This window comes from Bdellovibrionales bacterium, assembly GCA_019750295.1.
GTDB lineage: Bacteria > Bdellovibrionota > Bdellovibrionia > Bdellovibrionales > JAGQZY01 > JAIEOS01.
Window position 1 is genome coordinate 1 of sequence record JAIEOS010000068.1, and the last position, 15194, is coordinate 15194.

Genomic DNA, 15194 nt, shown 5'->3' on the forward strand with positions numbered 1-15194 from the left:
TTCGCCGCGTTCGGGGCTCCTACCAATACTTGAATCGAAGCTGTGGGTCCAAATGCAAACATATTCACATTGGCCTGTAGCGTTTGTGCTGTACCGGCGACGGCTCCCGTATAGGTCGTAGAGTATTGGCCGTTACCGTCGTTACTCACAGGAGTAAATGTTCCTGTTGAAGTTCCGCCCGTTTTATCAAAGGCCATGATGAGCCCACTACTAATCGGGTTATTGTAGGAATCTCGAATCACCGCCGTCACCGTAACGCTAGATCCAGCGATCACCGTTGCCGATGAAACGGTCAAAGTGGAAAGCAAAGGGGATGGAGCACCCGGCACGACCGCCACCGTTGTTGTTGGTCCCAATGGAGCTCCGTCAACGATCACACCAATTGTTTGAGCTGAGCCCGCGGTGACACCATCGTAGTTAATGGCGTACTGTCCTGCTCCCATATTTGTGACCGAACTAAAGTTTCCTGCGGAGGTTCCTCCGGATTTAGAAAATGTGACTACAATTCCACTTGGAATTGGGTTGTTGTTGGCATCACGAATCGTCGCGGTGATTGTCGAGGTCGCGCCCGCAGCTATAGATCCTGGTGCCGCGGCGATCATCGAATTGCCAGGACTCGGATTCCCTGGAGTTACGACAATAGATACGGCTGGAATCGCCGTAGTGACGCCATTGATGGCCACAAAAACAGATTGAGCCGTTCCCGCCACAACACCCGTATAGCGTACATCATACACCCCATTCCCCTGGTTTGTGACAGCGTTTAAAGTTCCCGTCGATGTCCCGCCAGAAACAGGGAACGTGATCGTGCTCGAACCGGCAATAGGATTATTGTTTAAATCTCGCAATGTCGCAGTGGCCGTGACAAAACTTCCCGAAGCGACTGTCCCAGAGCTGATCGTTAAACTCGAGTTAGCAAGACTCATGGCTGCCGGGTTTACAGTGATGGTCGTCGTAATTCCTAATGCCGACCCGTCGGTTTCGACTCCGATGGTCTGAGCGGAACCAGCGCCCACTCCCTGGTAAGTAATCGCATATTGCCCAGAACCCATATTCGTTACAGAGCTAAAGTTTCCGGAAGACGTTCCTCCCGTTTTCGTGAACGTGACTAAAATTCCACTGGAGATCGGGTTATTGTTCACGTCCCGAATCGTGGCCGTGACCGTTGAATTCGTTCCGGAATTAATTGTACTCGGCGAAGCCACAATCGTTGATTGAGCGGCACTCGGAACACCCGGAGTCACAGTGATCGAGGTGGCAGGGATTGCTGTCGTGACACCGTTGACAGCGACAAAAATTGACTGAGCCGTTCCGGCAACAACGCCGGTGTAGCGAACATTGTACACTCCCCCACCTTGGTTCCCGACGGCGTTGAGTGTACCAGTGGATGTCCCTCCACTCACAGGAAATGTGACGGTAATTCCGCTATCAATCGCGTTACTATTAGCATCTCTTAATGTCGCCGTAACGGTCACGAAACTTCCGGAGCTGACCGTCGGTGCACTAATCACCAAAGTCGAATTAGCGACACTCACTGGTCCCGGCACCACCTGCACAGTGGGCGCGAATCCCAAAGTGACGCCATCTACAGAAACTGTAATTGTTTGCGCTGACCCGGCCGCTATTCCCAGGTAGGTCGCAGTGTATGAACCGCCACCCGCATTAACTACGCCACTAAAACTTCCTGAGCTGGTCCCACCAGACTTATTAAAAACAACGAGAACTCCGCTGGAGATCGGGTTGTTGTTGGCGTCGCGAAGCACAGCGGTAATATTGATCGTACTTCCCGACGCTACTGTACCGGAACTCAAGGTCAAACTCGAATTCGGAGTTGACGCCGGTCCTGGAACCACTTGAATCGTTGTATTGATCGACATCAGCGTTCCGTTGACGGTCACGCGTAAGGTTTGCGCGGTCCCGGCCACTAAGCCCACATAGGTTCCCGAATAACTTCCAGAGCCTAAGTTGGTGGATCCCGAAATTGTTCCTGTGGATGTTCCCCCTGTCGCAGAGAAAACCACTGTTGCCGAGGGCAAGGGATTGTTATAGGCATCACGAATCAATGCGGAGATGTTAGCAATACTCCCCGACACGACAACCCCGGGCGCAATGGCCAGCGTCGAAGTCGAGGGGCTTGGAGCTCCTGGATTGACCGTCATTGCCACCGTATTATTGAGAAAGTACGACATCGCCAAAGTCACTTCGATGTTAATAGGCGTGCCTACAACTGTTGGGGTGAATGTGAATGTGTAAGTTCCGTTATTATTATCTGTGATCCCACTAAAAATACCCGAACTCGTTCCGCTCTGAATTTGCGCGGTTAAACTCAGACCTCCGATAGTTTGTGGAGAGCCATCGCTGTTAAAAGCCGTTACGGTGATCACTTGAGGCGTTCCTGCGGACAAGGTGACTGCGGCGGGAGCCATACTTAGGCGCGTCAGCGTCGTGGTCGTAAATGATCGAGACACCGTGTTTCCATCAGAAAATCCGAGGATATCTAAGGCCTGAACACGGATCGTGTAACCTGTATTTGGAATTAAACCTGTGACCGTAAATCCACTGGTCGCCCCACCAGGGACGATCTGAAAAACTTCGTAAAGACCAGTCACTGTATTTAATTTTGAAATCTGATAACTTTGAGCCGAAAGATTCGGAGTCCAGTTGACCGTCGCTCCTACACCTGTAATCGCAGTGATCGAGGTGATGCCGTTAAATTTGAGTCGAATTCCCACTGGAAAAATAATCTGAGACTTTCCATCTTTATTCGTTCCGGTGATTTTAAATTCATAATTTCCGAGGATAGAATTCCCTGGAGTCCAATCGAAAGTTCCCGTAGCCCCATTAAAACTAAAAGTAGAGTCTGGCAGATTAGAGCAACTCTGAGTTTCTTCGACGAGATTATCTACAACTTGATCGTAATAGCAGGCGTAAGTCATCCCGTTGTCATCACCAGGATCGCCTTTGCGAACGTTATTGACGTCGAGATGTAACAAGTCTGTTTGAGCAATGGTTTGCGTAGAGATATTCGTAAGGAGCGGACCCTGTTTGCCGACACCAAACAGATCGTCGACAGCACCACCGCCAGAGCTTCCGCAACTGGCCAGAAGGACAATAGTCCAACCGTATAGAATGTATTTCATAACGAATTTCATCACTTGTCCAACTAACGTACTACTTCGCCCATATCATAATAAAACATAAGGGCTCTGTGATAAACTTCCTAAAAACTATCGTAAAGCCTAACACTCTTAATGATAACTCGACTCCTGTAGCACATCCATAATTATAACGTACCGACCTTCGTTTAGCTAAACTTTGTTCCATATCAAGTCAAAACGATACCAGTCCGATACAAGAAGTATGAAAATCTGTATCTTTTCGCTACTGGTCTTATGCTATTCATTTCCGACGATTGCAGCGGAGCTTCAGTTTGAAAGCGATGTTCGCGTTAAAAAAACGGATCAACTTGAATTCATATCCATCAAGGCCGGAGAAAAATTAACTCTCAAAAGAAATGAGAGCTATATTGTAGTCAATTCTCAAAGTTTACCGATGGTGATTTTTTCCCCCATCAATGACAATTCCGAAGTTTTGATCACCGACAAAAATATCCAACAAACCCTGGACGAACAAATCTCAAAAACTCTCAGCTCTCGAACCAACGAGATCATTGATGGACTCCGGAAAGCAGAATCGCATTTAATCAAAAAGGATTACCCACAAGCCTTAGCGCTTGCGACCAGCTTAAAAGATAAATATCCTCAGGTGTCGTCGGTGTTATTTTTTAGAGCTACAACTTTATCACTCATGAACAATAGAAAAGAAGCGCTTTCGGATCTTGAAAAAGGACTGACCATTGACCCGCAAAGTGCGGCGGCTCTTGCTCTTCAGAAAAGATTGAAGGAGGCTCAATAATGACACTTCTTATCGGTTTCCTCCTCACCTCCGCCGTTTTTGTTTTTTCGATGGGCCTCGAAAACACATCGATGTACTTTAATCTGCACTCCTTCGTACTGGTGGCGGGCGGAACGGCGACGATTTTTATATTTTCCAATCCGTGGGTCACGGTGAAGCACTTAGCAAAAAGCCTTATGCAATTCTGGTCTTCCGATGATTCATTCGAGCAGATCCGTAAGGAATTGATTCAACTGGCCAAAAATAAAAATAAACAAATCAAAGTTAAAAACGATCTCGTGAATTACGCCCAGGACTTATGGACCCAAGGGGTCACTCAAGATCTTTTTGTCGTTTTACTTTCGCAGCGTCGCAAAGAAATTGAACAGCGATCCGTCGACGCCATCCAAAGTTTAAAAAACTTAGCGAAATATCCGCCAGCATTGGGAATGGCGGGTACCGTGATCGGGATGGTCTCTCTGTTTAGCTCACTCGATGGCAGCAAACAGAACATCGGACCTGCACTCGCACTCGCGATGACCGCGACTTTTTTAGGGTTAGCCCTTGCCAACGCTTTAATTATGCCTCTCTCCGATCATTTACAAGTCAGGCATATTCGTGAAAAAAATGATCTCGTCAATCTCTACCAAATTATTCTTTTAATAAATCAAAACGAAGCGAGCCAGCTCGTAGAAGATGAGGTTCATCTCCGTGGAGCATAATGTCCGTTACCCTAGAATAGAACGAGATGAAGAAATCTCGGTGCACGAAGATGAGAACGCTCATCTTTGGGCCGTTTCTTATTCGGACTTTCTCATGGTGCTTCTCTGCTTCTTCATTCTCTTCTTTTCGCTCGATGACCAAAAGAAAAACATGCTCTTAGTCACTCTTGCGGAAAGCTTTAACGGAAAAAAGGAACATGGATCGGACAACCCCGGGTTTGCCAAAGAAAAAACCCAGGCTCGTCTCCCAGCCACATTTCTTGAAACACTTAAAGGTCTCAACGTCAGCATCAATAAAGATCGTGAGTCACTTATTCTCAACTTCCCCGAGAATCTTTTTGCGAGCGGAAGCCATATCATCAGCAAAGAGAACCATCTTCTTATAAAGGATGTTTTAACTAAAGTGTATCCTCATCGATTGGGTCTCAATCTGTATTTCGAGGGCCACACCGATAACAAGCCAATACATCGAAAAATTCAGAACGTGGTGGTCGATAACTATTTGCTCAGTAGTTTACGGGCTTCTACCGCCTTGAAGGAGGCTCGAGAAATGGGCTTCCCGGAAGCCCAGATGTTTATCCAAGCCACATCGTCGCATTCGAGAAACTCTCGAACTCTCTCTTTAAGAATCGAACCGCGTGAGGTCGTCCAATGAAATCACTCCTCATCATCTTGTGTCTCATCAACACTGTGCAATCCCAAGCCGATGTCTTAGAGAAACTTCGATTTGAAGATGCCGTGGAAAATCGCATCGAACGCGGCCTCAAAGGTTTTGATCCAAATATTAAAGCCACTGTTTTTGTGGGTTACAAAAAGTACGATGCCGTACCGGGAACTACGCTTGAGAATATCGAGGATTTCAGCCCGTCTAAGATCGACGAACAAGATATCGTAAAAATCTACATTGATATAACCACCTCGGTCGAAAACGTATCTGCCGAATTCAGATCCAAGGTTTACAAATTATTACCTCTCAATCGAAATCGACTTATCGTTAAATTTAAGTATCAGCCCGAGGTGAAAGCACCGGTGATTGAGACGATCAAGGCCAAAGATATATCGAACATTTCTACCTCCCTCGCCTCCCAAGCCGGTGAATTTTTCTCGATCCTCATCGCCAGCGCCATCGGGCTTATGTTTTTATTGGGACTTATTCTCCAGCAGCGCAGCCTCAAAATGTTTCGCACGCAGTTTGAGAATCTGACCCGTGCTCTGAGTGAGTCCGGCTTTGGATCGGCTCAGGTCGAGTCCATTAAACCCAATGCACAAAGCTCTTCCGCATCTCCTAGTCCAACCAAGACTGCAGAACCATTTTTTGATTTCCCGGAGGAATCTCTTTTGGAAGTCATGGGAGATAGCTACTGGTGCTCGGAAGATCGATACGCCCACTGGATCTGGAAGAATATCAGCTCCCAACAGAAGCGCATGCTGCTCGAAAAATTAGATTACGCTCGTGATTACGCCAGTTATTTTTTAACGCTCGATCCGGAATACGCCTCCCATCATGAGCACCCTTATTATTTGGCGCCACTCCCATTATGTTACACGTCTCAAGAGAGTTTAAGTCTCGAAGTTCAAAAGAATTCTGGGCTGTGGCACTCCGTCAGTCCATTGCGCCAGCAAGATCTTCGCATTCCGCTTTCGGACAAATTACAAATTGTGCAGAAAAAGCCAAAAACGGCAGCAGACTGGAAATTCATTCAAAAAAGTCCATTCCGCTCATTTGAGAGCGCCGCCTCTTGGGGTGACATCTCTGCGGACGACGAAATTAAAATTTTACAAAAGCCAGATATGGTTCCGAAAAAATGGAAGAAGAATATGCAGTCTCTCGTTTGGCTCAGTCAAAGAGATTCAGCTTATATTCAGAACACCCTCGCTCAGTTTGATGCGCGCTCGCTGGCGACAGCTTGGGTCGGCGCTCCTGAGATTCTCTCGATTCTCGAAGCTCAATTGCCCGAAAAGAAACTTAAGCTACTACAAACTTATCGGGAGAAAATCCCTGGCTCTAAGTCCTCCCCTTGTTTTCAAGCTCTGGTGAGCGCAGGATTGATGGATGAAGCCGCATAGTTTTTATTTGGCATTTTTGCTTTTTATTTCCTCGGCCGTTTGTGCGGCAGAGACGCTTTCCCTAGAAACAAGTCTTATTCAAAAGAAAAATAAACTCGGTCTTTCCTATGAGATGTCCCAGTTCGAAACTACCGAAGGCAATCTCCACGGCAGCGGCGGGCGACTTTCTTTCCAACACTCCTTTACCGAAAATTGGAGCACCGAAATATTTATTTCATCGGCAATTAATACTCAGGGCGGAGTCAGAAACAGCTTTACCGGACTCGGTGGATATTTGCTCTACACCGTATTGGGAACACCGTACAGTTCGAATAAAACGCTCAGTATGGAAGGTAAACCGCTATTCATTGATCGCATCTCTGGTGATCAAGCTTTTTACGTGGGAGCCGGCATCAATCAGTATTTTCTCAACGGAGATCAGGGAGTTTACTCGTCCTCAGGCCTCAGTGCGACGGCCGTTTATACGTTTAAAGCGTTTCATGTTCATTGGAAAGTCTCCGCACGATACGCCATGCTCAACTCTGCAGACCTCGAAGTCACCGGGTTAAGCTATGACTTCGGCTTCGTAGTTCCTCTTTAAACCTTCGAGCGCTGCTCGAGTTCGGTCCATCTTGAATACATTCGAGAAATCATTTCTTCTTGATCGGCAATGGCCTGGGTTGTCTCTCTCATTTTTTGCGAAGACTCAATCACCGAGGAGTCCTGTAAAGACAAGACTAATTTCTCTAAATTCTGCTTGGCCTGGGAAATATTATGTTCCATTTCTGCAAACTCTTTTTGCTCTTTGGCGCTGAGTTTTTTTAAACCTTCCAGCTTGGAAGGAACTGCCCTCACCGTTTCCTTTTTAGTCATCGGTGAGCCTTTGTGCTGGAGTTTTTCTTTTTGCGAGTTCCACCAGTCTTCCCACTGATAAAGATCCGAGAACATCACAAGATCTTTCTCGGGAGCCTCATTGGGAGGAAACGCGAGAATTTGATGTGTGGCGGCCTGAAGGAAATAGCGATCATGGGAGACCAGAATCACGCCGCCTTGATACTCTTGCAAACACGATTCTAAAATATTTAAAGTCGCAAAATCCAGATCATTGGTCGGCTCATCGAGAACCAAAAGATTTCCCGAAGTTAACATCAGTCTGGCCAGCAGCAAGCGACTTTGCTCCCCCCCTGACAACTTAGCCACTGGCATATCCATTTGGGTCGGACCAAATAGAAATCGACTCAAGTAACTTCGCACATGCACCTTTTGTCCGGCGTAATCGACATGATCCCCGTAGGGACACACGGTCTTCATCACGCTGGTTTCTGGATTTAGTGACTCTCGATTTTGCTCAAAATAGACTGCATTTAAATTTTCGGCATGAAAAACTTTTCCCTGTGAGGGCTCTTCTATTCCTAAGATCACGCGAATGAGAGAGCTCTTTCCGCAACCATTGGTACCTAAAAGCCCAATTCTAGTTTTAGGACCAATCAAGATGTTTACATTTTCGAACAGAGTTTTATCCCCATAGCTCTTTTGAACATCAGTGAGCTCCACTAACTTTTTGGGAGCTTTTTCTTGGCTATGAAAATCCATACGAACTTCGCGCACGGTATTTTTTTGAGTGAGATCTTCCACCTCTTGTTTTAACTCGTGAGCCCGAGTGATTCGCCCTTGCTGCTTCGTTTGCCGCGCCTTCGCCCCACGACGAAGCCATTCGACCTCTCGGCGAAGTGTATTTTTTAAAACTTTTTCTCGCTCCTGCTGGCTCGAAAGCTGCTCGTCCTTTAACTCCAGGTAGGCCGTATAATCTCCGCGAACATCAAGAACACCTTCAGGAAGTCGAGCGTCGAGTTCTAAAATCCTCTCGCACACTCGCTGAAGGAACTGTCGATCGTGGGTGATCATCAACAAAGTGATATTGGCCGAAGTTAAAAACTCCTCAAGCCACAAAATACTGTCCACATCTAAATGGTTGGTTGGCTCATCGAGAAGTAGAATGTCAGGAGACTTCACCAACTCTCGCGCTAAGGCCACACGTTTCTTCCAACCTCCAGAGAGCTGCTTTATCAAAACGCTTTCAGGATCCCCCCAACGCAGGAGATCGAGTCGAGAGATGACTTCGTGAGCTCGCCCCATCCCTTCCCAATCGTCCTCATCAAGACTTTCTAGAATCGTGGAGAAAATAGTTGCGTCTTTTTTAAACAATGGAACTTGGGCCAGATAGGCGACCTTAAGACCCTTCTGTTTATGAACTTCTCCCCCATCGGGAGTTTCAGATCCACTCAATATTTTAAGTAACGTCGACTTCCCCGCGCCGTTGGGACCAATCAGAGCGATTTTCTCGCCCGATTCTATAGCAAAGCTTAAACTTTTAAAGAGTGAGCGTGTACCAAACGACTTCGAGAGCTGGCGAGCAGTGATCAAAATTGACATGCCCGGCAGCTTAGCTTTTCATAAGAGAACTGTCACACATTAATCAAGGAATGACGAATGACTTTTTGGAAATTAGGACTCCTCTTAGGGGCCGTTATATTGCTATCCTGTCAGGGTATGAAAAAACAACCTAATAGCTCTCCGCCACAGCCCGATATTCCTCAAGCGCCTCGCGAGGCCAAAGTGCTTCAGAAACATGGGGATCGACGTCTCGATCCTTATTTTTGGATGAATCAAAGAGATTCTAAAAATGTCTTAGATTATATCCAGGCCGAAAATCTGTATGCCGATTCGATATTGGCAAAATCGAAATCTTTAAGTGATCAGTTGTTCAATGAGATGAAAGGTCGAATTTTAGAAGACGACGCTACAGCTCCTTATAAGAAAGATAATTATTACTATTACGTGCGTTACGAAAAAGGAAAAGAATATCCCATTTACTGTCGCAAAAAAGGAAGCCTGGAAGGACGCGAGGAGATCATTCTTGACGTCAATGCTCTCGCCCACGGAAAGAAATACTATTCCGCCTACGTCAGCGATATTTCTCCCAATCATGAGTGGCTTGCCTTCGCCGTGGACGATGTGGGTCGTCGATTTTATACCCTCTACTTTAAAAATTTGAAAACCCAAGAGATTCTCAAAGATAAAATTGTCGACGTCACAGGAAATTGGGTTTGGGCCACCGACTCTATAGGATTTTACTCCTACCAGCATCGGGAGACATTGCGCTCGGAGCGAATTTTTCGCTACGATCTCCAAAAAAAGAAATCGGTAGAGGTATTTTTCGAAAAGGACGAAACATTTAATGTGGGGATCAGCAAAACCCTGAATGGCCAGACGCTCATCATCGACACCGGAAGCACAGACAGTTCCGAAGTTCAAACGCTTCCCGCCCAGGATCCCGAAGGTCGCTTTAAAGTTTTTCTCAAGCGAGAAAAGAAACATGAGTACTCCGTTTTCGATGGCGGGGACGCTTTCTACATCCTCACCAATTGGAAAGCTAAGAACTTTCGCCTGATGAAGACACCCTACACAAATACGGCAAAGTCTCAATGGCGGGATGTTATCCCCCACCGCGAGACCGTATTTCTCGAGGGAATCGTGGTTTTTAAAAATTTTATCGCAGCCGCCGTGCGTACCAAAGGCTTAACGCAGATTGAGTTGCGCGATCGGAGAACAAAAAAACTTTCTCGTATCGCATTTCCCGATCCTGTGTACGATACCGGCATTGGAACCAACGAAGAGTACGAGGCAGAAGTTCTTCGCTATTACTACAACTCTATGGTTCAACCCGCCTCTATCTATGATTATAACGTCAAAACCGCAAAATCGAATTTAATCAAACAAAAGGATGTTCCATCTTATGTGGCATCTCAATACACTTCGGAACGAGTCTGGTCGAAGTCAAAAGACGGAGCCCGAGTCCCGATCTCTTTGGTTTACAAGATTGATAAATTTAAAAAAGGGCAAAACCCACTTTTTGTCTATGGTTATGGGTCCTACGGAATGTCCATGGATGCCAGTTATAACTCGAACATTATCAGTTTGCTGGATCGCGGATTTGTCTACGCCATCATTCATGTTCGTGGCGGGCAAGAGATGGGACGGGATTGGTTTGAAAACGGTCGCCTGATGAAAAAGAAAAACACATTTACTGATTTTATCTCGGCCACGGAACATTTGGTAAAAACAGGTTATGGCAAAGCAGGACATATTTACATGCAAGGCGGAAGCGCCGGGGGCCTGTTGATGGGAGCCGTTATGAATCTACGCCCTGATCTCTACCACGGAGTCCATGCGGCAGTTCCGTTCGTCGATGTCGTGACGACAATGTTGGACGACTCGATACCTCTGACCACGGCGGAGTATGAGCAGTGGGGAAATCCCAATGAGAAGAAGGCCTACAAGTATATAAAGTCTTACTCGCCCTACGATAACGTGACGGCAAAAAAGTATCCCCACGTTTTAATCACCACAGGATATCACGACTCTCAGGTTCAATACTGGGAACCACTGAAGTGGGCCGCAAAATTAAGAGATCACAACCAAGCTGATTCGCTCATTGTGATGAAGACCGAAATGGGGGCGGGCCACAGTGGTGTGACCGGAAGATTTTCCGCATTGAAAGAGCGCGCGGACCAGTACGGCTTTATTGTGTGGCTCGAAGAGAATAATAAAAACTAAAACGATTTTTGTAACTCTTTTTTAAGAATCTTTCCGCTATCCCCTTTCGGGAGTGCGGAAAGAAAGCGAAAATGCTTCGGCACTTTAAATTTCGCCAACCGCTCTCGGCAATAATCTGCGATCTGCTCAGGATGAAGTTCTTGGGAATTGACCACAAAGGCACAACCCACCTCTCCCCACTTTTCATCCCGAACTCCAATCACGGCGGCCTCGCGAATGGATGGATGTGATCGCAGCACGTGCTCCACTTCGGCGGGGTAAATATTTTCTCCCCCAGAAATATACATTTCCTTTTTGCGGCCCACCACATAGAAAAAACCATCTTGATCATGACGGACCAGATCGCCGGTGGAGAGCCACCCGTCTTTGATGGTTTCTGCCGTGGCCTGAGCGTTGTTCCAGTACCCCTGCATGATCATAGGCCCACGCAACAGAAGCTCGCCCACCTCTCCCGCTTTGGCCTCAGAGCCTTCGGGGGTGACCACTTTAGTTTGAATATAAAAATTCGGGAACCCAATAGATCCAATTTTTGTGAGAGCATGCTCCTCGTTGAGAGAAAAAACGTTAGGCCCAAATTCAGTCAAACCATATCCCTGGCGCACGGGGATGCCTTTTTGATGCCACTGCTGAATCAAAGGAATCGGCATTGGTTCGCCACCGACGATCGCGTAGCGAATCGACGATAAGTCGGCTTTTTCAAATTGCTTGGATTGGACCATCATATCTAAAGTTGTCGGAACCCCGAAAAACAAAGTGCATTTGTAAGACTGTAAAAGTTCAAGGATGAGATCAGAATCAAATCTCTTCAATAAAATGGTGTGGGCGCCTCGGTGAATGAATGGCGTCAAAAGCACATTCCATCCCCCCGTGTGAAAAAGCGGCGCAAAATTCACGGAAATATCATCCTGAGAAAGATTCAATCGCAATGTGGTGTTTACTGAATTCCAGAATAAGCCCTGATGAGTGAGCACGGCGCCCTTCGGAAATCCTGTCGTACCCGATGTGTATAAAATCATCGCCGGGTCCGCGAATTGGGCCGAAAACTCCACCATCTCTCCCCACTGAAGATCCGAAAACAAACCCCCGGCACCTAAAAGCTGAGCGATTTGCGCGGACGTATTTTTTTTCTGTTGAGAGAGTTGCACATACTCATCAGAGTGAACGAGCAACTTCGCACCACAATTATCCAGAATATAATCGATTTCCGGGGCACTTAAACGATGGTTGATCGGCACAAGGAGCGCCCCTAAGCGGCTCGTCGCAAAAAACAAAGCAACGCTTTCGAGCTCATTGGCCGAGAGTAAGGCGACGCGATCCCCTTTTTGAATCTTGTAGAATTGTTGCAACCGCAGAGCCACCGCATTGACGATTTTAAAAAACTCAGAATAGGTCCACTGGCGTCCGGTGTGACCATCGGTGAGCGCCGTCTTCCCCGGCATGTAGTGATTCCACTTGGACAGCCAATCAGCTTCGATGATCCCGTCGAAATTCACGTGTCGTAACCCCAAGTCAGAGCCACACTCGCCATACTCATCCCGCCCCCGGAACCGATCAAGACAACACTCTCGCCTTTTTTGAGTTTGTGAGCTTGGGCGGCATCGGCGATAGCCATAGGAATCGAGGCGCTTCCCGTGTACCCATACTTGTGCATGATATTGTGAGATTTCTCGCGAGGGACGTTCAATTTATCTAAAGTTTCGTAGATGCTCTGAATATTAAACTGAGTGAGGAAGTAGTGATCTACTTGTTGCGGTGTTTTATGAACACGGTCTAACACTTTGTGCGCCAGCACGGGCCAATGAATTCCATTGGTCTCAGGAGGTATGCGCTTTGGAAACGAAAGGAGTTGCTCTTTCTTTTCAACAACATCGTGGGTGATCGGCTTAGACGTTCCTCCGGCGTAAATTCCCATGTAGTCATGAAATTCTCCGTGAGTCGTCAGTTCGCTCGCATGGATCCCGACGTTGTCATCGTCTTGCGCCTGCACCACAACGGCTCCGGCACCATCTGCAAACAGTGTCGCGATCTTGTAATCATCAAAGTTAAGATACTTACTCATCCCGTAGGCGCCGACGACGAGAATATTCTCGTATTTGGAATCGGCCTTGATATATTTGGACGCCACATCGAGAGCCGTGACAAACCCTGCACAGGCGGAATTTAAGTCAAAAGTTCCAGACTGAGTGGCCCCGAGACGATATTGCACCACAGAGGCTGTCGATGGAGATAAGTAATCGGGAGTGTCCGTGGCTACAATAATGAGATCGAGATCTTTGGCGGTGATTTTGGCATTTTTTAAAGCCATCTCCGCTGCGGGCACAATCATGTCGCTCGTCGACTGATTTTCCGCCATCCAATGTCGCGAAAAAATATTGCGCGACGTCTGCAAAAAACTTCCCACGTCTTTTTTATAAAGATCGTTAAAAAAAGAGTTCTCTACTTTTTTTTCTGGAACATAAAGCCCCGTGCCTACTATTGATGCTTTTGCCATAAAATGCCCCCTTAGACTGCTGATGTAGCAAGAGTGCGGCGTTCAATCACGGGGGTATGCAGCGCACAAGAACGTAAATTTGTTGAAATCCTAACGCAATTCTATAGAGGTGAAGATCGAATTGGGGGGACACATGCTTAAATTTTCATTTGCCAATACACACGCCATCGTTACCGGAGGCGCATCAGGAATCGGTTTAGAGATCACTAAATCATTCTTACAAGCCGGGGCTCATGTCACGATTTGGGACTACTCGGCCGAAGCCCTCAAGATGGCCGAACAAGAACTTTCTCAGTTTTCTAAAAGTCTTAAAACGATGGCGGTGGATGTTTCCAGTTTCGAAAGTTGCCAGAAAGCAGCGGCGTCCAGTGCGCCTGTCGATGTGCTGATCAATAACGCTGGAATCACTCGCGACAAATCGTTTGCGAAAATGGGACCTAGCGAGTGGGATGCGGTGATCAACACCAACCTCTCCGGCCTTTTTTATGTCACAAAATCACTTCAAGAAAAATTCAACCCGAACTCCACCAATAAACGAATTATTAATATTTCCAGTGTTGTGGGACTTTACGGGAATTTTGGTCAAACCAACTATGCGGCCGCTAAGGCCGGAGTGATCGGTATGACTAAAACTTTGGCGAAAGAATTGGGTCGCAAAGGGTATACCGTAAATGCGGTGGCTCCGGGATTTATTTCAACGCCGATGACAGATAAAATGCCTCCGGAAGTTCTTAAACAGATCGTCGATCGAGTGCCTGTGGCCCGCATGGGTCGAACTGAAGACATCGCGAACGCGTGCCTGTTCCTCTCCAGCCCCGCTGCAAGTTACATCAATGGTGCAGTTCTTAGCGTGGATGGCGGAACCTCTCTATGATCATGATCAAACATTTGCTGCTCACTGGGATCCTTTTCGCATCGGGAGTGGCCGCGGCGACTCCTCCGATAGCCTCTCTTTCCGACTACAAAGGCTTCGTGAAGCTCAGTGAAGAAAAAGAATTTTATGTCAATTATATCAAAGCCAAAGAGGGGCAGCCCACCGTCATTCTAATGAATGGACTCACTTACTCTACACGTCAGTGGGACACCATGGTCGCCGCTCTCTTACAATACGGGGTGGGCGTTGTTCGTTTTGATTTCGATGGGATGGGTGAGACTCTTTTGAGATACGCTCCCGCCCTTCACCCTTTTCAGATCGAAGACCAGGCTAAAAATCTAAAACTCATGCTCACATCTATGGGTTTAAAAGGCCCTTACAACTTCGCAGGATTATCCTACGGCGGAGGAGCGCTGGCAAAATATACGGAACTCTATCCCGATGATGTCGGTCAAATGATCATGATGGCTCCCTTCACAGAGCCCCTGGCTGAGCAGGACGAGTTAATTTTAAAAAATGTGCAGTGGAACAAAATCATGTTCCCTTATAA

The 15194-nt window shown here is 47.0% G+C and carries 12 protein-coding genes; 8 read left to right on the plus strand and 4 right to left on the minus strand.

Annotation, left to right across the window (positions count from 1 at the left end; all coding sequences use genetic code 11):
- Nucleotides 1-3140, minus strand: a 3140-nt coding sequence (locus K2Q26_11895) for a fibronectin type III domain-containing protein (protein MBY0316218.1), incomplete at its 3' end; no start/stop codon positions are given.
- Nucleotides 3141-3360: 220 nt separating this feature from the next.
- On the opposite strand from K2Q26_11895, the gene K2Q26_11900 reads away from it, so the two are divergent.
- Genes K2Q26_11900 through K2Q26_11920 form a run of 5 tightly spaced genes read left to right on the plus strand, consistent with a single transcriptional unit; the run spans nt 3361 to nt 7263 of the window.
- Nucleotides 3361-3915 (plus strand): hypothetical protein, encoded by a 555-nt coding sequence (locus K2Q26_11900; protein ID MBY0316219.1) that lies wholly within the window; start codon nt 3361-3363, stop codon nt 3913-3915.
- Entirely contained in the window at nt 3915-4616 is a 702-nt protein-coding gene (locus tag K2Q26_11905; protein MBY0316220.1) for a MotA/TolQ/ExbB proton channel family protein, read from the plus strand. The genes K2Q26_11900 and K2Q26_11905 overlap by 1 nt, the downstream gene beginning before the upstream one ends.
- On the plus strand, nt 4606-5271 hold the full coding sequence (locus K2Q26_11910) for a hypothetical protein (protein MBY0316221.1): 666 nt from the start codon (nt 4606-4608) through the stop codon (nt 5269-5271). Before K2Q26_11905 ends, K2Q26_11910 begins: the two co-directional genes overlap by 11 nt.
- Nucleotides 5268-6683: a hypothetical protein gene (locus tag K2Q26_11915; GenBank protein MBY0316222.1), complete on the plus strand. Its 1416-nt coding sequence runs from the start codon at nt 5268-5270 to the stop codon at nt 6681-6683. The genes K2Q26_11910 and K2Q26_11915 overlap by 4 nt, the downstream gene beginning before the upstream one ends.
- Nucleotides 6670-7263, plus strand: coding sequence for a hypothetical protein (locus tag K2Q26_11920; protein ID MBY0316223.1), 594 nt, complete (start codon nt 6670-6672; stop codon nt 7261-7263). The genes K2Q26_11915 and K2Q26_11920 overlap by 14 nt, the downstream gene beginning before the upstream one ends.
- Here K2Q26_11920 and K2Q26_11925 read toward each other — a convergent pair.
- Complete coding sequence (locus tag K2Q26_11925; GenBank protein ID MBY0316224.1) at nt 7260-9095, minus strand: ABC-F family ATP-binding cassette domain-containing protein; 1836 nt, start codon at nt 9093-9095, stop codon at nt 7260-7262. The genes K2Q26_11920 and K2Q26_11925 overlap by 4 nt on opposite strands.
- Nucleotides 9096-9152: 57 nt before the next feature.
- Between K2Q26_11925 and K2Q26_11930 the strand changes: the two genes are divergently transcribed.
- Nucleotides 9153-11279 (plus strand): S9 family peptidase, encoded by a 2127-nt coding sequence (locus K2Q26_11930; protein MBY0316225.1) that lies wholly within the window; start codon nt 9153-9155, stop codon nt 11277-11279.
- Here the strand turns inward: K2Q26_11930 and K2Q26_11935 are convergent.
- Together K2Q26_11935 and K2Q26_11940 are read right to left on the minus strand one after the other, a co-directional pair.
- The gene (locus K2Q26_11935; protein ID MBY0316226.1) at nt 11276-12754 is read right to left on the minus strand and encodes a long-chain fatty acid--CoA ligase; all 1479 of its coding nucleotides are present in this window, start codon (nt 12752-12754) and stop codon (nt 11276-11278) included. The two genes, K2Q26_11930 and K2Q26_11935, sit on opposite strands and share 4 nt — an antisense overlap.
- Nucleotides 12755-12768: 14 nt before the next feature.
- Nucleotides 12769-13770 (minus strand): ketoacyl-ACP synthase III, encoded by a 1002-nt coding sequence (locus K2Q26_11940; GenBank protein ID MBY0316227.1) that lies wholly within the window; start codon nt 13768-13770, stop codon nt 12769-12771.
- Between the two features lie 133 nt (nt 13771-13903).
- On the opposite strand from K2Q26_11940, the gene K2Q26_11945 reads away from it, so the two are divergent.
- Entirely contained in the window at nt 13904-14644 is a 741-nt protein-coding gene (locus tag K2Q26_11945; protein MBY0316228.1) for a beta-ketoacyl-ACP reductase, read from the plus strand.
- Nucleotides 14641-15194: alpha/beta hydrolase (locus K2Q26_11950; protein MBY0316229.1), on the plus strand; the 554-nt coding region annotated here is incomplete at its 3' end. The genes K2Q26_11945 and K2Q26_11950, both read left to right, overlap by 4 nt.